Origin of the sequence: Zwartia vadi (assembly GCF_030410375.1) — a bacterium.
Taxonomy (GTDB): domain Bacteria; phylum Pseudomonadota; class Gammaproteobacteria; order Burkholderiales; family Burkholderiaceae_B; genus Zwartia; species Zwartia vadi.
In genome coordinates this window covers 41,329-57,557 of the sequence record NZ_JAUHHE010000001.1, presented here as the reverse complement: position 1 = coordinate 57,557, position 16,229 = coordinate 41,329, and the positions used below count along the sequence as shown (strand labels likewise).

15 protein-coding genes are annotated in these 16,229 nt (G+C 54.4%); 8 read left to right on the top strand and 7 right to left on the bottom strand.

Going from position 1 to position 16,229, the window contains the following annotated elements; translation table 11 throughout:
* Position 1 precedes the first annotated feature (1 nt).
* From hemH to dnaJ, 4 genes are all read left to right on the top strand, one after another.
* Positions 2-1,069 (top strand): ferrochelatase, encoded by a 1,068-nt coding sequence (gene hemH, locus QWY27_RS00265; protein ID WP_290193768.1) that lies wholly within the window; start codon positions 2-4, stop codon positions 1,067-1,069.
* An 84-nt stretch (positions 1,070-1,153) separates the two neighbouring features.
* Entirely contained in the window at positions 1,154-1,720 is a 567-nt protein-coding gene (gene grpE, locus QWY27_RS00260) for a nucleotide exchange factor GrpE (protein WP_290193767.1), read from the top strand.
* A 136-nt stretch (positions 1,721-1,856) separates the two neighbouring features.
* Positions 1,857-3,794, top strand: a complete 1,938-nt coding sequence (dnaK, locus tag QWY27_RS00255) for a molecular chaperone DnaK (protein ID WP_290193766.1) — start codon at positions 1,857-1,859, stop codon at positions 3,792-3,794.
* 101 nt (positions 3,795-3,895) lie between these two features.
* Positions 3,896-5,020 (top strand): molecular chaperone DnaJ, encoded by a 1,125-nt coding sequence (gene dnaJ, locus QWY27_RS00250; RefSeq protein ID WP_290193765.1) that lies wholly within the window; start codon positions 3,896-3,898, stop codon positions 5,018-5,020.
* Positions 5,021-5,127: 107 nt separating this feature from the next.
* Here dnaJ and QWY27_RS00245 read toward each other — a convergent pair whose 3' ends face one another.
* The 4 genes from QWY27_RS00245 to QWY27_RS00230 all read right to left on the bottom strand — a co-directional run bounded on the left by QWY27_RS00245 (position 5,128) and on the right by QWY27_RS00230 (position 10,616).
* Entirely contained in the window at positions 5,128-7,878 is a 2,751-nt protein-coding gene (locus tag QWY27_RS00245; RefSeq protein ID WP_290193764.1) for a M16 family metallopeptidase, read from the bottom strand.
* Positions 7,879-7,947: 69 nt separating this feature from the next.
* On the bottom strand, positions 7,948-9,117 hold the full coding sequence (locus QWY27_RS00240) for a vWA domain-containing protein (protein ID WP_290194067.1): 1,170 nt from the start codon (positions 9,115-9,117) through the stop codon (positions 7,948-7,950).
* On the bottom strand, positions 9,107-9,724 hold the full coding sequence (locus QWY27_RS00235) for a GNAT family N-acetyltransferase (RefSeq protein WP_290193763.1): 618 nt from the start codon (positions 9,722-9,724) through the stop codon (positions 9,107-9,109). The genes QWY27_RS00240 and QWY27_RS00235 overlap by 11 nt, the downstream gene beginning before the upstream one ends.
* Positions 9,714-10,616: an AAA family ATPase gene (locus tag QWY27_RS00230; RefSeq protein ID WP_290193762.1), complete on the bottom strand. Its 903-nt coding sequence runs from the start codon at positions 10,614-10,616 to the stop codon at positions 9,714-9,716. Before QWY27_RS00230 ends, QWY27_RS00235 begins: the two co-directional genes overlap by 11 nt.
* 136 nt (positions 10,617-10,752) lie before the next feature.
* Here QWY27_RS00230 and QWY27_RS00225 point away from each other — a divergent pair, with 136 nt between their 5' ends.
* Both QWY27_RS00225 and QWY27_RS00220 read left to right on the top strand, forming a co-directional pair.
* On the top strand, positions 10,753-11,145 hold the full coding sequence (locus QWY27_RS00225) for a c-type cytochrome (RefSeq protein ID WP_290193761.1): 393 nt from the start codon (positions 10,753-10,755) through the stop codon (positions 11,143-11,145).
* Between the two features lie 12 nt (positions 11,146-11,157).
* Positions 11,158-11,520 (top strand): c-type cytochrome, encoded by a 363-nt coding sequence (locus QWY27_RS00220; protein ID WP_290193760.1) that lies wholly within the window; start codon positions 11,158-11,160, stop codon positions 11,518-11,520.
* Positions 11,521-11,554: 34 nt separating this feature from the next.
* Here QWY27_RS00220 and QWY27_RS00215 read toward each other — a convergent pair whose 3' ends face one another.
* Positions 11,555-11,983: a DUF1841 family protein gene (locus QWY27_RS00215; RefSeq protein ID WP_290193759.1), complete on the bottom strand. Its 429-nt coding sequence runs from the start codon at positions 11,981-11,983 to the stop codon at positions 11,555-11,557.
* A gap of 248 nt (positions 11,984-12,231) precedes the next feature.
* Between QWY27_RS00215 and QWY27_RS00210 the strand changes: the two genes are divergently transcribed.
* Together QWY27_RS00210 and QWY27_RS00205 are read left to right on the top strand one after the other, a co-directional pair.
* Entirely contained in the window at positions 12,232-12,507 is a 276-nt protein-coding gene (locus QWY27_RS00210; RefSeq protein ID WP_290193758.1) for a DUF4212 domain-containing protein, read from the top strand.
* Positions 12,504-14,579, top strand: a complete 2,076-nt coding sequence (locus QWY27_RS00205; RefSeq protein WP_290193757.1) for a sodium:solute symporter family protein — start codon at positions 12,504-12,506, stop codon at positions 14,577-14,579. Before QWY27_RS00210 ends, QWY27_RS00205 begins: the two co-directional genes overlap by 4 nt.
* On the opposite strand, the gene QWY27_RS00200 is transcribed toward QWY27_RS00205, so the two are convergent.
* Positions 14,576-15,259: a Smr/MutS family protein gene (locus QWY27_RS00200; protein ID WP_290193756.1), complete on the bottom strand. Its 684-nt coding sequence runs from the start codon at positions 15,257-15,259 to the stop codon at positions 14,576-14,578. The genes QWY27_RS00205 and QWY27_RS00200 overlap by 4 nt on opposite strands.
* Positions 15,246-16,205, bottom strand: a complete 960-nt coding sequence (gene trxB, locus QWY27_RS00195) for a thioredoxin-disulfide reductase (RefSeq protein ID WP_290193755.1) — start codon at positions 16,203-16,205, stop codon at positions 15,246-15,248. The genes QWY27_RS00200 and trxB overlap by 14 nt, the downstream gene beginning before the upstream one ends.
* Positions 16,206-16,229 lie beyond the last annotated feature (24 nt).

Here is a 16,229-nt window from a genome sequence, read left to right as displayed (position 1 = left end):
TATGCGATTTTGGTCAGAACCCAAGCGTGCAAGCGCGCCCGCCTCACGCTTTGTGCCTTGGCCCAAGCCTTTCACAACGGCCAGTGTAGGGGTGTTGCTGGTCAACCTGGGGACGCCTGATGCGCCCACCGCACCGGCGATCAAGCGTTATCTGAGGGAATTCCTCTCCGATCCACGTGTCATCGAGATTCCCAAACTATTGTGGTGGCCGATTCTGAATGGTCCGATCTTGTTGGCACGTCCGCGCAAGCTCGCGCCTCGTTATCAAAGCATCTGGCTGGAGGAGGGGTCTCCTTTATTGGTTTACACCGAGAGACAGACCGAGGGCCTGCGCAAGATTTTTGCCGAGCGCGGCCTGACGATCGAGGTTGAGACGGCGATGCGCTACGGCAATCCGTCCATCCAGGACGCGATGTTGTCCTTGCGCGATCGCGGATGCGAAAACATCCTGGTGGTTCCGCTTTATCCACAGTACGCGTCCAGTACAACGGCGACTGTTGTCGATGCCGTCACACAGGTCGCTGCACGTTTGCGTAATCAACCGGCGATGCGCTTTATCAAGCGCTTTCACACTCACCCCGCCTTCATCAAACCGCTTGGTGACAAAATCGCCGCCTTTTGGGCCGAGCATGGCCGACCACAAAAACTGGTGATGAGCTTTCATGGTTTGCCCCGCCAGTGTGTCGATCAGGGCGATCCGTACTGCAAGGATTGTTACGAGACGGCCCGCGCGTTGGCCGCACACTTGGGCCTTGGCGATGACCAGTATCTGGTGACCTTTCAGAGCCGTTTTGGTCCCGCCAAGTGGTTGGAGCCCTACACAGAACCAACGCTGGAGCGTCTAGCTAAAGAAGGCATTACCGATGTGGATGTGGTGTGCCCTGGCTTTTTGGCCGATTGTCTCGAAACCCTTGAGGAAATTTCCATTGAGGTTGGCGAAACCTTCAAACATGCCGGTGGCAAGCAGTTTCGTTATATCCCAGCCTTAAATGATGATCCAGCCTGGCTGAATGCTTTGGCTGAATTGGTGCTGGAACACCTTCAAGGGTGGCCGATTCGCCAGGATTGAGCTAAATATTTTCAACTTTCTCTTGAATCTGGGGATTTTGACCCCAAGTGCAAAACTATTGAAGCACTTTTCTGGAGAAGTTTAATGACGGCTCAACACGGTTCGGCTGATTCCAAGCCCGACACAGCCCCTAAGGACAACCAAGCCTCGAGCACCGAAGCCACGCAGGCTGAGGGTGTCGAGCAACTCGATCCTGTCGCACGCCTGGAGGCGGAGTTGGCGGCAGCCCTTGTCCAGGTTGCAGAGCACAAGGACCAAGTCTTGCGTGCCCATGCTGAGATGGAAAACGTCCGCCGACGCGCCCAGGAAGAAGTCTCTAAAGCCCGCAAGTTCGGGATTGAGTCTTTTGCCGAGAGTATGGTCCCTGTCAAAGATAGTCTTGAGGCTGCGTTGGCCCAGTCCGAACAGTCCCAGGAAGACATGCGTGCCGGGATTGAAATGACCCTCAAGCAATTGGTGAGTGGATTTGAGCGCAACCACCTCAAGGAAATTGCGCCTGAGCCAGGCACCAAATTTGACCCCCATCACCACCAGGCGATTGCGACGGTTCCGGCCGAGCAGGAGGCCAATACGGTGGTGGCGACCTTGCAAAAAGGTTATCTGATTGCGGATCGCGTGCTGAGACCCGCACTCGTAACGGTCGCGGCATAACGCAGACGGAAACGACCATTTTCTTAATTTTTTGGATGAAAACAGTTGATTTGGGCTTGAAATCACCGTTTTGTGCCCCATTTGTTATTCATCCAAGTATTTCATCCAATTCTGATTCTTTAAAGGTACTTTCACCATGAGCAAGATTATCGGTATCGACCTTGGCACCACGAACAGCTGCGTAGCCGTTATGGAAGGCGGCCAGGTCAAAATCCTCGAAAACGCCGAAGGCGCCCGGACCACTCCCTCGATCGTTGCCTACATGGATGACGGCGAGACGCTTGTTGGCGCACCCGCCAAGCGTCAGGCAGTGACAAATCCAACCAACACACTTTATGCCGTCAAGCGCCTGATCGGTCGCAAGTTCACCGAAGACGCCGTTCAAAAAGACATCAATCTGATGCCTTACAAAATTGTCAAAGCTGACAATGGCGATGCATGGGTCGAAGCTCAGAACAAAAAGCTCGCGCCTTCCCAGGTGGCAGCCGATGTGCTGCGCAAAATGAAAAAGACCGCTGAGGATTTCCTCGGCGAAGAGGTGACTGAGGCCGTGATTACGGTGCCTGCTTACTTCAATGATAGCCAGCGTCAAGCAACCAAAGATGCAGGTCGTATCGCCGGTCTGGATGTCAAGCGCATCATTAACGAGCCGACCGCTGCCGCGCTGGCATTTGGCATGGACAAGATGGAAAAAGGCGATCGCAAGATCGCAGTGTTTGACTTGGGTGGCGGTACGTTCGATATTTCGATTATTGAAATCGCCGATGTCGATGGTGAGAAGCAGTTCGAAGTCCTGTCCACTAACGGCGACACCTTCCTGGGTGGCGAGGACTTTGACCAGCGCATCATCGAGTATGTGATTGCCGAGTTCAAGAAAGAGCAGGGCGTGGATCTTTCCAAAGACGTTCTGGCTTTGCAGCGATTGAAAGAAGCCGCTGAAAAAGCCAAGATCGAGTTGTCTTCCAGCCAGCAGACTGAGATTAACTTGCCTTACATCACGGCTGATGCTTCAGGTCCCAAGCACTTGAACCTGAAAATGACCCGTGCCAAGCTGGAGTCTCTGGTCGAGGAGCTGATCGCCCGCACGATCGAGCCTTGCCGCATCGCCATCAAGGACGCAGGTGTCAAAGTCAGTGATATCGACGATGTCATCTTGGTGGGTGGTATGACCCGTATGCCCAAGGTGCAGGAAAAGGTTAAAGAGTTCTTTGGTCGTGACCCACGTAAAGACGTGAACCCCGACGAAGCTGTGGCTGCTGGTGCCGCGATTCAGGGTTCGGTCCTGTCTGGTGATCGTAAAGACGTGTTATTGCTGGATGTGACGCCTTTGTCACTTGGTATTGAAACGCTTGGTGGCGTGATGACCAAGATGATTACAAAGAACACAACGATTCCGACCCGTCACTCACAGGTGTTCTCGACGGCCGATGACAATCAGCCTGCTGTGACCATCAAAGTGTTCCAGGGCGAGCGCGAAATCGCTGCCGGCAACAAGACGCTCGGCGAGTTCAACCTTGAGGGGATCCCACCTGCTCCACGTGGGACACCGCAGATCGAAGTGACCTTTGATATCGATGCAAACGGTATCGTGCACGTGTCCGCGAAAGACAAGGGCACAGGCAAGGAAAACAAGATCACCATCAAGGCGAACTCCGGTTTGACCGAAGAAGAAATCCAGCGCATGGTCAAGGATGCCGAGGCCAATGCTGAGGAAGATCACCGCATGGCCGAGCTTGCCATGGCGCGCAACAGTGCCGATGCGCTGGTGCATGCAACACGCAAGTCGTTGACCGAGTATGGCGACAAGCTGGACGCAGCAGAGAAATCAGCGATTGAAGCAGCGATTGCTGAAGTCGAAGAAGTGTTGAAGAGCGGTGCGGACAAAGCAGCCATCGATGCCAAAGTTGAAGCCCTTTCAACGGCTTCGCAGAAGCTCGGTGAAAAGATGTATGCCGATGCCCAGGCCGCTCAGGCTGCAGCGCAAGGCGGCGCAGGTGCGGAGGGTGGCGCAAAGCCAGCCGATGACAACGTCGTCGACGCTGAGTTCAAAGAAGTCAAGCGCGATCAAAAGTGATCGCCTAGTCTTCGATGCGATCCGCCCGGGACTCTTTTAGAGCTTCCCGGGCGCATTTTTTTGCCTTACTTCATTTTGTTTGACTTAACGAGCCTGAGATCATGGCAAAACGTGACTTTTATGAAATCCTTGGCGTGGCTAAAAACGCTTCGGATGATGAGCTTAAAAAAGCCTATCGCAAGCTGGCGATGAAATACCATCCGGATCGCAATCCGGACAGTAAGGAAGCCGAAGAAAAATTCAAGCAAGCCAAAGAGGCTTACGAAATTTTGTCCGATGAAAATAAGCGTGCAGCTTATGATCGTTACGGGCACGCCGGCGTCGATCCCAATGCGGCAGGCATGGGTGGTGCAGGTGGCGCAGGTTTCGGCGATGCGTTCGGCGATATTTTTGGTGAAATCTTTGGTGCCGGACGGCGCGGCGGTGGCGGTGGACCGCAGGTTTATCGCGGAGCGGATCTCAAGTACGCGATGGAAATCACGCTTGAGCAGGCCGCGAGTGGTTTCGACACTGAAATTCGCGTTCCAAGCTGGGAAAATTGCGAGGTCTGCAAAGGCAGCGGCGCCAAGCCAGGCACGACGCCCAAGACTTGCCGTACGTGCGGAGGCTCGGGTGCCGTGCGCATGCAGCAGGGATTCTTCAGCGTGCAGCAAACCTGCCCGACCTGTCACGGTAGTGGAAAGGAAATTACTGACCCTTGCGTATCCTGCGATGGTGTGGGACGTACGCGTCGAAACAAGACCTTGCAGGTCAAGATCCCCGCTGGGATCGATGACGGCATGCGCATCCGTTCCTCGGGCAATGGCGAGCCAGGGATTAACGGTGGACCTCCGGGAGATCTGTTCGTTGAAATCCACATCAAGGAGCACAAGATTTTCCAGCGTGAAAATGATGACTTGCATTGCGAGCTCACCATTCCATTCACCACGGCAGCTCTTGGCGGCGATATCCAGGTTCCAACCTTGAATGGCAAGGCGGAAATCACGATTCCTGATGGCACCCAATCGGGCAAGACTTTCAGGTTGCGTGGCAAAGGCATTAAAGGCGTGCGGGGTGCCTATCCGGGCGACCTCTATTGCCATGTCGTTGTTGAAACGCCTGTCAAACTGACCGAAGAACAGAAGTCAATTTTGCGACAGTTCGAGGCTTCTTTGACCGATGGGGGTGAGCGTCACTCTCCTCAGAGCAAATCCTGGACTGATCGCGTCAAGGACTTTTTCTCCTAAGCCAACTGCGCATCCGTCTTGCTGTAAAAACGAAGGGCCGATTCGATCATTGAATCGGCCCTTCCGCTTGCCATCAGGGATGGCAGGTGTTGCGTAGTGACTGTCCGCTATTTCTTTTTCTCAAAATCTCCGGCTGCCACGCTGCTGAATTCGGCTGGCTTGAGATATTTGCGAACGACTGCATTGACCTGGTCCGCAGTCAGACTGGATAGTTTACGGTCAAGCTCTGCGGCCCAGGCGAAGCTGCGATCCAAGTCGAGATAGTTGACCCACGCGCCTGTCAGGCTTGCGTCCTGTGCGCGTGCAAGTTTGCGATAGTTCAGTAAAGCTTTGATGCCATCTTGAACTTCTGTCTGACTGAAACCGTCTTTGAGCAAGCGTTCAAATTCCTCGCGGATCGCCGCTTCGACTTTGCTGCGGTTCTCTGGAGAGAAGATCGCATACACCCCCCACGAGCCGCTAGGTTCGAAAGCAGAGACGTTCAGACGCGTGCGCACGTTGTAGGAGAGGCCTTCTTTTTCCCGGACACGCAGCCACAGTCTCGAAGTTTCAGAGGTGCCGAGTAAAAAGTTTGCCAGCGTCAGTGCGGCATAGTCCGCATCGGTGTCTTGCATCTTCAAGGGCATCGCAGCCGTATAAAAAGCATTGGCTTTATCCGGTGTCAGTGCCTGCATCTGAACGGGCTTGATCGCGCGATAGGGATTCGGGATACGCGAGTAGGCTGCTCCAGTCGCCCAAGTGTTCAGTGCTTGTGTCAGCGTATTCTCAAACGCTTTGGGATCAAAACTTCCCACTGCTGCAGCCGTGGCATGAGAGACACCATAAAACTTTTTATGGAAAGCCACGAGCGTTTCGCGTTTGAGCGTATTGACCGCCTCAATCGACTCTTCAAAGCTGGGCTGATAGCGGATGTCGTCTTTAGGCCAAGGATTGTCATGGCGCGCAAGCATGCGCGATGCAATCGCAGTCGGTTCTGTCATCGAGCTTTTGATCGAAGTCAGCAACTTGCCTTTGTACTCATCGACTTCAGCTTGAGGAAAGTTCGCCTCGCGCACGACATCGAGGATAAAGCGCGCAAGCGGATCGATATTCGGACGTGTCGTGGACAGGCTGATGTTGACGGTGGTGCCAGAGCCGGAAATGCCGACTGTGCCGCCGAGTGCGTCGATACGGTCCTTGATTTGCTGGCGAGTTAGTAGAGCTGTGCCACTCAATAACAAGTCTGGCGTGGCGATCGAGGCGATACGTTGACCTTTGAGCGTGTCAACATCACCAAACTGTAACTGAATGACCGCGTGGACGCGCTCGCCCCGTGACTCTTTGGGTAGCAAGGCGAGTTTGAGCGAACCGTTCGAGAGTTTGACCGTTTTACGTTGTGTGCGTTGATCGATATTATTGGGATCGGGGTCGAAGGCCTCGGCTTGCTTGAGTTGCGCATCACCCACATAGTCCTTGAGTTCGGCCGCGAGATCAGGCTTGGTAAAGACAGGCGCACGCACAGGCTTTTCAGTGGGAATGTATTGACCTTCCGTGCGATTTGATTGAGTCAGATACTGTTCTGCAGCCTGTTGCACTTGCGCAAGTGTGGTGGCACGTATGCGGTCGCGTGATAAAAACCACAAACGCCAGTCACCGACCGCGACAGCCTCAGACAATCCAGAACTGACTTTCTGAGCGTCGCTGAACATTTGTTCCCATGACTTGAGCCACTGATTGCGGACGCGATCAAGCTCCTCCTGGGTAAACGGATGCTTGGCAATTGACTCGAGTGTGTCGGTGAGGGTTTTGAGTGAGGCGGTCTGATCCATGCCGGGTTGCAGGCTGGCGCCAAACATCACGGTGCCGGGCGCGGTACGATCCATCGTGAAACCAAACACGCTTGCGGCTTTTTTGTCGGGGACCATTGCTTTGTATAAGCGGCCAGAGGGTGTGTCAGCGAGAATCATGCTGGCTAAATCGATTGCGGCAAAATCTTTGTGAGCCGCTGAAGGCACGTGGTACATCGCCGCAACGAGCGGAGCACCACCTACTCTGCGCAAAATCACGCTGCGTTCGCCGTCCTGAACTGGATCAACGGTGTACTCGGGGGGCAGGGTGCGGGTCGGTCGAGGAATCTTCCCAAACGACTTGACCACGTCGTTCAGCACGACGGCGGGCTCAAACTTTCCTGTCACGATCAGCACAGCATTGTCGGGCTGATAGTAAGTTTTGTAAAAGGCGCGGAGCTGGGCGATATCGACATTTTCAACATCTGAACGCGCGCCAATGGGTGTCTTGCCGTAGTTGTGCCATTCATAGGCGATGCTCAGCATTTTTTGCCACAAGATACGAAACGGGTTGTTCTCGCCACTTTCCATTTCATTGCGAACAACCGTCATTTCAGTGTCAAGGTCCTCGCGCTTGATGCTGGCATTGATCATGGCATCTGCCTGCCAGTTCAAATACCAGGCCAGCGTCTCGGGGTTTGCCGCAAAACTGGCGTAATAATTGGTGCGATCAACGGATGTCGTGCCGTTTGCTTGCAGTCCGCGCTTTGAAAACTCGCCCAAAGCATTTGGCATTGACGGACTGCCTTTAAACAACATGTGTTCAAGCAAATGAGCCATGCCAGTTTCGCCATAATTTTCATGGCGGGAACCCACCAGATAGGTCATGTTTACTGTCGTGGTGGGTTTGGAATCGTCGGGAGCGAGCAAGATGCGCAAGCCGTTGGCGTCGAGGCGGTATTCGGTAATCCCTTCCACGCTTGTCACCTTGGTGACTCCTGCGGGGATGGCAGCGGCCAGAGTGTGGCTACTCATGAAGGCGAGTGCGGCGCCGAGAATGGCGCGCTTCAGGGCATCAGTAAACAGCGGCATGTGGGAGTCCTGAAAGAAACAACGAACCATTTGGAGCACTCCGGCTCAAAATGGTTCACTTTTGAAAAGCTACTTGGACAACAGGCGCATTGCCTGCTCAATGCCGGCAACGGTCACAGGGAACATTTTGTTCTGGACGATATTTCGGATGATGGAGATGGACTGACGATACTGCCAGGATGCCTGGGGTTCGGGATTGAGCCAGACGGACTTGGGCCAGGCGTTAACCATCCGCTGCAACCATTCGGCTCCAGGCTCTTTGTTGTAGTGTTCGACCGAGCCACCTGGTTGCAAGATCTCATAAGGGCTCATCGTGGCATCTCCTACAAAAATCAATCGCCAGTCGGCATTGAATTTTCGCAGTACATCCCAGGTCTCAAAGCGTTCCATCTGACGGCGACGATTCGATTTCCAAAGATGTTCGTAAGGACAGTTGTGAAAATAGTACACCTCAAGATTTCTGAACTCGCTGCTCGCTGCTGAAAACAACTCTTCGACGCGAGAGATGTGGTCATCCATGCTACCCCCTACATCCAGCAACATCAGGACTTTGACGTTGTTGTGACGTTCGGGCACCATTTTGATGTCGAGATAGCCCGCGTTTCGCGCCGTACTCGTGATGGTGTCGCCCAGATCAAGCTCGAGGTCGGAGCCTTCGCGCGCGAAGCGTCTGAGCCGTCGCAGTGCCACTTTGAAGTTGCGCGTACCGAGTTCGATCGAGTCGTCGTAGTCTTTGAAATTGCGTTCATCCCAGACTTTGATCGCGGAACGACTGCCGCCGGTGCCGCCTACGCGAATGCCTTCCGGATTGACGCCACTATTGCCAAAAGGGGAGGTGCCGCCGGTGCCAATCCATTTGTTACCCCCTTGATGACGACCCTTTTGTTCCTCGAGACGTTCTTTGAACATCTCCATCAATTTGTCCCAGCCGTGTTTTTCAAGCTCGGCCTTTTGTTCCGGGGTCAGACGTTTTTCCAGTTCAGCGACAAGCCAGTCCAGCGGGATTTTCTTGCCGGGTGGCAGCTTTTGTTCGAGGCTACGGTAATAGCTCGCAAACGCGCGATCGAAACGATCAAACAGCGTTTCGTCTTTGATCAGGGTCGTACGTGCGAGGTAGTAAAAATCCTCGAGCGTGGGCGGCATGATGGGGCTTGATAACGCCTCAAGCAGTGTCAGGTACTCCTTGACGGACACCAGGAGTTTTTGCGAACGCAGGTGATAGAAGAAGTCAACAAGCATGGCGTTTGAGTTGGTAATTGAGATGCTCACGCACTTCGGGCCATTCTCCCGCGCTGACGCTGTACATCACTGTATCCCTGACTGTGCCATCCCGACGCAGGGCATGGTGGCGCAGCACGCCGTCACGCTTGGCACCCAGTCTCTCGATGGCACGCTGGGATGCGAAGTTGAAGTTGTCGGTTCTCCAGCCCACCACACCGGCCCCGAGCGTCTCGAAGGCGTGCGTCATCAGTAAAAGCTTACAGGCGGTGTTGACATGGCTGCGCTGATGACTTTTCGCATACCAGGTGTAGCCGATTTCCAGACGCGCGACCGGAGAAATGATGTCGTGATAGCGTGTGGAACCGATGATGGTCTCAGTGCCCGCGTGAATCACCACGAAGGGCAGCATATGTCCTGCAGCCTGTCCGTCTAATGCTGCCTGGATGTAGCCGGCAGTTTGTTCCGGTTCCGGCACGGATGTGACGCGCAGGTTCCACAACTCACCGTCACGGGCCGCGCGCGCGAGCGCTTCGGCGTGCTGCAGTGACAGGGGCTCGAGACGAACACCATGCCCAGTCAGCGTACAGGGCTGAGGGGACTGTTTAAAACCTTGGTCAGCTGGCATTTGAGGATCCTGGAGGACGACGAGTGGAACGCGTCACAGCTGCCAGACGCTCCAGCAGTTGAAGATCTTGTTCGTTTTTCAGCAGCGCTCCAGCCAACATTGGAATGGAGGTTGCCGCATGCGCATCGATTTGCTCTGCCGTAGCGTCCTCCGCAATCAGGAGGCGCAGCCAGTCAAGAAACTCAGAGGTGGAGGGTTTCTTTTTGAGGCCGGGCGCCTCGCGGAGCGCGAAAAAGGTATCAAGTGCTGCGCGAAGCACGTCGGCGTGCAGGTTTGCAAAGTGCACTTCCACAATGCTGCGCAGCGTATCGCGATCCGGAAAGCGGATGTAGTGGAAAAAGCAACGGCGCAAGAAAGCGTCGGGTAGGTCTTTTTCGTTATTGGACGTAATAATGACCAGCGGTCTGTGGCGGGCCTTGATTGTCGTGCGCGTCTCGTAGACGTGGAATTCCATTTGATCGAGTTCGCGAAGCAAATCGTTCGGGAACTCAATGTCAGCCTTGTCGATTTCATCAATCAGCAACACGACTGGTTCGGGCGATTCAAAGGCCTGCCAGAGTACACCTTGCATGATGTAGTTACGGATATCCTTGACTTTTTCGTCGCCAAGCTGCGAGTCACGCAGGCGCGAGACGGCATCATATTCATAGAGTCCTTGATGCGCTTTGGTCGTGGATTTGATGTGCCATTGGAGCAGGGGCCGGCCAAGCGCCTGGGCCACTTCTTCGGCCAGCATGGTTTTACCGGTTCCGGGCTCGCCCTTGATGAGCAGAGGACGTTGCAGGGTGAGCGCGGCATTCACCGCCAGCTTGAGATCGTCCGTGGCGACATAGCGCTCGGTGCCGTCAAAGCGGGCGGCTTGTGCGGTGGAGGAGGGTGTCTGGGAGGTCATTGTTTGCCAAAATTAAAGTGATCGAAGTCGGTTGCTTGAGATTTGCAGTCTATTTTTCTCAATTATCGTACAATCCTAACGTTTTGCGGCCGGGAGTTGCTCCCGGGACTTTTCCCTGCCAGACCAAGAGTCCATTATGAAGTTTCCGAACAATTTGAAGTCTCTGTTTGTTGGTGCGTCGACCACACGCACCTCAGTATCCGGCAAGATCGCCAATTTGGCACTTGCCGCTGCCTGTGCAGTGGCCTTTCCGGTCCTCGCCGCAGATCCTCCAAAAGGCAATATCGAAGCCGCTAAGGCCAAGGTGTCGATGTGTATCGGTTGCCACGGGATTCCAGGCTATCGCGCTAGTTTCCCCGAGGTGTATTCAGTCCCCAAGATTGCCGGTCAGAATGACAAGTATATTCAGGCTGCTTTGCGCGCCTACGCTTCTGGTGAGCGCACCCATCCCACGATGGATGCGATTTCCAAGAGCCTGTCGGATCAGGACATCGCTGATCTGGCCGCTTACTACGCCAATCTCAAATAATCGGGGGCCTTTATGAAACACGTCACGATCGCCCTTGCTGGGGCTCTTCTCCTGGGTTCCGTTAGTCTGAGTCATGCGGCCGATCTGGCTGCTGGTAAAGCCGTCTGGGACAAGCTTAATTGCGCATCCTGTCACGGTGCGGACGCGGTGAAATCTGTGGATCCCTCCTACCCGATTCTGGCAGGTCAGTATGCGGACTTTCTGGTTCACGCTCTGAAAGCCTACCAGCGTGGCGCCTCTGGTGCACCCGCCTCAGCAAACGTTCGCAAAAACGCAGTGATGGGCGCTTTCGCCAAACAAATGTCTGCCCAAGATATTAAAAACGTTTCAGCTTGGCTTGCCGCGCAACCTGGCCCTCTGGCTGTTCGTCGCTAATATCCGCAAGCGTTTGGCACGATACATGAACGGGTCAGTCTCTGCTGACCCGTTGTCTTATCAGCTCAATGTAGGCGTCGCTATCCAAGGCCGTGCCTAAGCGTTGCGATTCCCACACCACTTGACCCAGGCACTCCATGACCTCATGCGCGGCGTGATGAGGATCGGAGCGAGAGGCTAAGCGGTCAAAAGCCTGTCTGATCCCGCGCGGGTGGTCAATCGAGAGCTGCTCAGCGATCGCCAAATGCATCGAAAGGTGCAAAAAGGGATTGGTTTTGCCCTCTTCAACATTGAATTCGCGCAGCATTGATTCCGGTTGCGTCAGTACCTCATGGTATTCAGGGTGTTGTTCGATCCAGTTCAGCGCAATGTCTTCCAGCGGTGTCAGTACCTGCTGTTCTTTGTGTTTGCGCCAAGTATCGATAAAAAACTGACGGACTTGATCACGCGATGGATTGAACATAAGTGGGGCGAAAAACCTCTAAGGTGAAAAGAAAATGATACTTTTAGCCCTAAATTAGGGCATTCCCTGATGCGTGATGCCAAGCTGTGGTGCAGAATCAAGTCCATGCAGGTGAGGAGACAAAGCTCAATAAGGGCAGGCCAGCATCAACGGCATTATAAAAATAAACGCGCAACGGCTGGCACTCTTAAGGTGTCGGCCGTTGTCGTATTCGGCGCAGCTTCTATCTCTCGCTTTTAATCAATCTCATGACTGCGAAGCCTGACCCAGTTAGGATCAACAACAGTTATTGGCGCAAAAATTTGTGCCTGATTTGCATTTTGCTTGCTATCTGGGCGCTTGTCACTTTTGTCCCTGCTTATTACGCAGAATCACTTTCTGGAGTGATGTTTTTTGATTGGCCTTTCCCTTTTTGGGTCGCGGCTTTCGGGGCTCCAACAGCTTTCCTGGTAATTGTTGGTCTGTATGCCTGGCGGATGGAAAAGCTAGATCGTTTGCGCAGAGCACAACGAGGCCAGACTTGAAAAACTTATCCAATCCTGCGGACGCCTCGCCGCAACAGATCTCTGGCGCGCAACTGTTCCGAGGTTATACCGCCTACACGCTGGGTTTTATCTCGCTGGTATTGATCCTTGCGCTGTTGGAGGTTTTTGGTCTTGAACGCCAATGGATTGGCTACGCATTTTTACTGTCCACTGTCGCCCTTTATGCCGGCATCGGCATTATGTGCCGAACCTCCGATCCTGTGGAGTACTACGTTGCAGGACGGCGGGTACCTGCGATTTTTAACGGCATGGCAACTGCCGCTGACTGGATGTCGGTTGCCTCATTCATTGGCATAGCAGGCACACTTTATCTCTCCGGTTATAACGGTTTGGCCTATGTGTTGGGATGGACGGGCGGCTATGTGCTCGTTGCTTTATTTTTAGCACCTTACTTGCGCAAGTTCGGTGGCTACACGATTCCTGAGTTTTTAGGCGCTCGTTTTGACGGCAACTTGACGAGACTGGTTGGCGTTGTGTGCGCGGTGTTGTGTTCCTTTATTTACTTGGTTGCGCAAATCTACGGGGTTGGCATTATCACGACCCGGATGACTGGTATCTCTTTTGAGCTGGGTATTTTTATCGGGCTTGGTGGTGTGCTGGTCTGCTCGTTCTTGGGTGGCATGCGGGCTGTCACTTGGACGCAGGTCGGGCAATACATCATTTTGGTGATCGCATACCTCGTCCCCGTGGTCTGGTTGGCAGTCAAGCAAACGGGCGAGCCGATTCCTCAACTCGCAGCAAGCTCTGTGTTGGCGCAGGTCATCGAGCATGAGAAGTTGCTCACGCATGATGAAGCGGAACTCGAGGTCCGTAATATTTGGCAAAGTCGAGCCGATTTGATGCAGTCTCGTATTGCCAAATTGCCAGAGTCCTGGGAGTTTGAAAAACAGCAGCTGACCGTGAAATTGTTGCGCGCTCGCGCAAGCGATGCGCCAATGGTGGAAATCCGCTCGCTTGAGCGCGAGTTTGCCAATTATCCCAAGTCACCCGAAGCGGCCAGAACAGCTTGGTCAAAAGCGCGCGATGATTTTGCCTCGCGTGCCGCGCCTCCATTGCCGCATGCCAAGCCTTTTGTCAGCAAAACTGAAGAGTCTCCTCAGGCGGTTCGCAATAACTTTTTAGCGACCGTATTGTGCTTGATGCTCGGCACAGCTGGCTTGCCACATATCTTGATGCGCTCCTTGACCACCCCGTCTGTCGGGCATGCGCGCCAGTCTGTTTTTTGGTCCTTATTATTCATTTTGCTTTTGTACCTGACGGCACCTGCTCTTGCGATTCTGGTGAAATTTGAGATTTATAACAATCTTGTCGGGATGCCCTTTATTGATCTGCCCTCTTGGGTGAGCGCATGGTCTGCAGTTGATCGCGCGTTGATCAGCATTCTGGATCTCAATCGGGACGGAATTGTCCAGTTGTCAGAAATTCAGATCGGTGGCGATGTGATCGTCTTGGCGGCCCCTGAGATTGGTGGACTGCCGTATGTCGTATCGGGTTTGGTCGCAGCGGGGGCGTTGGCCGCTGCGTTGTCGACAGCAGATGGACTCTTGCTCACACTCTCAAACGCCTTGTCGCATGATACGTTGTTACGTGTCGTGCCTTCGCGCATAGGGGATGGCCGAAGAGTCATTTTGTCAAAAGTGTTGTTATTGGTGGTTGCGTTTACCGCAGCATGGGTCGCGACGCGAACACCAGCGGATATTTTATTTCTAGTCGGTGCAGCGTTTTCTTTCGCAGCCTCTACTTTTTTTCCTGTTCTCGTGATGGGTATTTTTTGGAAACGCGCCAATCAGTGGGGCGCGACAGCGGGCATGTTGGCAGGACTGTGTATGACCATTTTTTATATGGTACAGACCCAGCCCTGGCTGCGCGAGTTGGTATTGAACGTCTCGCGCAGTGAGCCGATCGAATTGTGGTGGGGCATTCAGCCAATCGCGGCGGGAGTGTTCGGCGCACCTGTGGCGTTTGTCGTGATTGTGCTCGTGTCTTGGCTGACGCCTAAACAGGGTGAGATGACGGATCGGCTCGTCGAATATTTACGAGAGCCTGATTAGGCCTGGGTCCGCAGTAGAACAAGAAGTGCGCCCCGCCCACCATGGGCGGGCGGGGCGCTGGTAAATGCACGAATTGCACTGAGTTGCGTGAGCCACTGGGCCACACGCGCTTTTAAAACAGACTGACCATCCGCGGAGCCATAACCTTTGCCATGCACAATGCGCACACAGCGCGTGCCGTGCGTCTGGCTGGCTTCGATAAAGCTGGTCAGCGCTTGTCTGGCCTCATCACTGTTGAGCCCGTGCAAATCAAGATGCGCGCCGACTGGCCAGAAGGCCCGTCGAAGTTGCCTGAGTACTTCAGGCCCCATGCCCGGCGCCAGCCAAGCTAAATCCTGATCTGTATCGGTAAAAGGCGAAAAAGTATCGGAAAGGGGGGCGGGTTTTGGCGTGTCAGCACCCAGTGCGCGTTGGCGGCGTTGTGCCATTAAGTCCGCGGGTTGTGCGTCACTGGGACGATGCGTGACCCGTGCGGCGGTCTGCAGGGGGGTCACGGCCTGTGTGGCGCGCTTGAATAATTTCACTTCCTCGGCCGAAGTCACTGAGGCAGGCGCACGTAGGCCAGACTGTTGTCGAGCTTGCAGTCTAGCCTGCTCTTGCTCTTGCTGGACGCGCCGAGCCTCAAGCGCTGTTTGGTGCAGCCGCTTCAGGTCAGCGAGCCCTGATTTACTGTTCCGCATTCTCCAACCAGCGCTGTGCGTCGAGCGCAGCCATACAGCCCGTGCCTGCGCTTGTGATGGCTTGACGGTAGACGTGATCCTGCACATCGCCTGCGGCAAAGACACCGGGGACTGAAGTCATTGTGGCCAGACCCGCCAAACCGCTGCGTGTCACGATATAACCATTGGCCATGTCGAGTTTGCCTTCGAAGATAGACGTGTTTGGCTGATGACCAATGGCGATAAAGACGCCGGTGACCGCGATTTCTTCGGTCTTGGCAGAGTCCGTGGCACGCAAACGGACGCCCGTGACACCTGTGTCATCGCCCAACACCTCGTCTAGCTCGCGGAAAGTGGCAAGCTTGATGTTCCCATTGGCGACCTTGTCCATCATTTTATCGATCATGATGGGTTCGGCGCGGAACTTGTCGCGGCGATGCACAACGGTCACCGTGCGGCAGATGTTGGACAGGTAGAGCGCTTCTTCGACGGCGGTATTACCACCACCGACAACGATAACGTCTTGGTTTTTATAGAAAAAACCATCGCAAGTCGCGCAACCCGAGACTCCGCGGCCCATGAAGGCTTGCTCGGAGGGTAGCCCCAAGTACTTGGCTGAAGCACCCGTCGCAATGATCAGAGCGTCGCAGGTGTATTGTGCACCGCCATCACCGGTCAGGCGATAGGGACGCGAGGTGAAATCCACGCTGGCGATGTGATCAAACACCATTTCGGTATTGAACCGCTCGGCATGGGCTGCGAAACGCTGCATCAGTTCGGGTCCCTGAACGCCATTCGCATCGGCAGGCCAGTTGTCGACCTCGGTTGTGGTCATCAGTTGACCGCCCTGGGCAAGTCCTGTGATCATGACGGGGTTGAGGTTGGCCCGGGCAGCGTAGACTGCGGCAGTGTAGCCTGCAGGTCCCGAACCGAGAATGAGAACTTTGGCATGTTTAGGCGTTGACATCAGTTTTTCCCTCTATATTGACTA

What these genes read in the sequence shown, in the direction of transcription:
- QWY27_RS00225 (WP_290193761.1), top strand. Translation starts at nt 10,753, where the DNA reads ATGAAGTTTCCGAACAATTTGAAGTCTCTGTTTGTTGGTGCGTCGACC.
- QWY27_RS00200 (WP_290193756.1), bottom strand. Translation starts at nt 15,259, where the DNA reads ATGCGGAACAGTAAATCAGGGCTCGCTGACCTGAAGCGGCTGCACCAA.
- QWY27_RS00230 (WP_290193762.1), bottom strand. Translation starts at nt 10,616, where the DNA reads ATGACCTCCCAGACACCCTCCTCCACCGCACAAGCCGCCCGCTTTGAC.
- grpE (WP_290193767.1), top strand. Translation starts at nt 1,154, where the DNA reads ATGACGGCTCAACACGGTTCGGCTGATTCCAAGCCCGACACAGCCCCT.
- QWY27_RS00240 (WP_290194067.1), bottom strand. Translation starts at nt 9,117, where the DNA reads ATGCTTGTTGACTTCTTCTATCACCTGCGTTCGCAAAAACTCCTGGTG.
- QWY27_RS00210 (WP_290193758.1), top strand. Translation starts at nt 12,232, where the DNA reads ATGACTGCGAAGCCTGACCCAGTTAGGATCAACAACAGTTATTGGCGC.
- QWY27_RS00220 (WP_290193760.1), top strand. Translation starts at nt 11,158, where the DNA reads ATGAAACACGTCACGATCGCCCTTGCTGGGGCTCTTCTCCTGGGTTCC.
- QWY27_RS00235 (WP_290193763.1), bottom strand. Translation starts at nt 9,724, where the DNA reads ATGCCAGCTGACCAAGGTTTTAAACAGTCCCCTCAGCCCTGTACGCTG.
- QWY27_RS00215 (WP_290193759.1), bottom strand. Translation starts at nt 11,983, where the DNA reads ATGTTCAATCCATCGCGTGATCAAGTCCGTCAGTTTTTTATCGATACT.
- dnaJ (WP_290193765.1), top strand. Translation starts at nt 3,896, where the DNA reads ATGGCAAAACGTGACTTTTATGAAATCCTTGGCGTGGCTAAAAACGCT.
- dnaK (WP_290193766.1), top strand. Translation starts at nt 1,857, where the DNA reads ATGAGCAAGATTATCGGTATCGACCTTGGCACCACGAACAGCTGCGTA.
- hemH (WP_290193768.1), top strand. Translation starts at nt 2, where the DNA reads ATGCGATTTTGGTCAGAACCCAAGCGTGCAAGCGCGCCCGCCTCACGC.
- trxB (WP_290193755.1), bottom strand. Translation starts at nt 16,205, where the DNA reads ATGTCAACGCCTAAACATGCCAAAGTTCTCATTCTCGGTTCGGGACCT.
- QWY27_RS00245 (WP_290193764.1), bottom strand. Translation starts at nt 7,878, where the DNA reads ATGCCGCTGTTTACTGATGCCCTGAAGCGCGCCATTCTCGGCGCCGCA.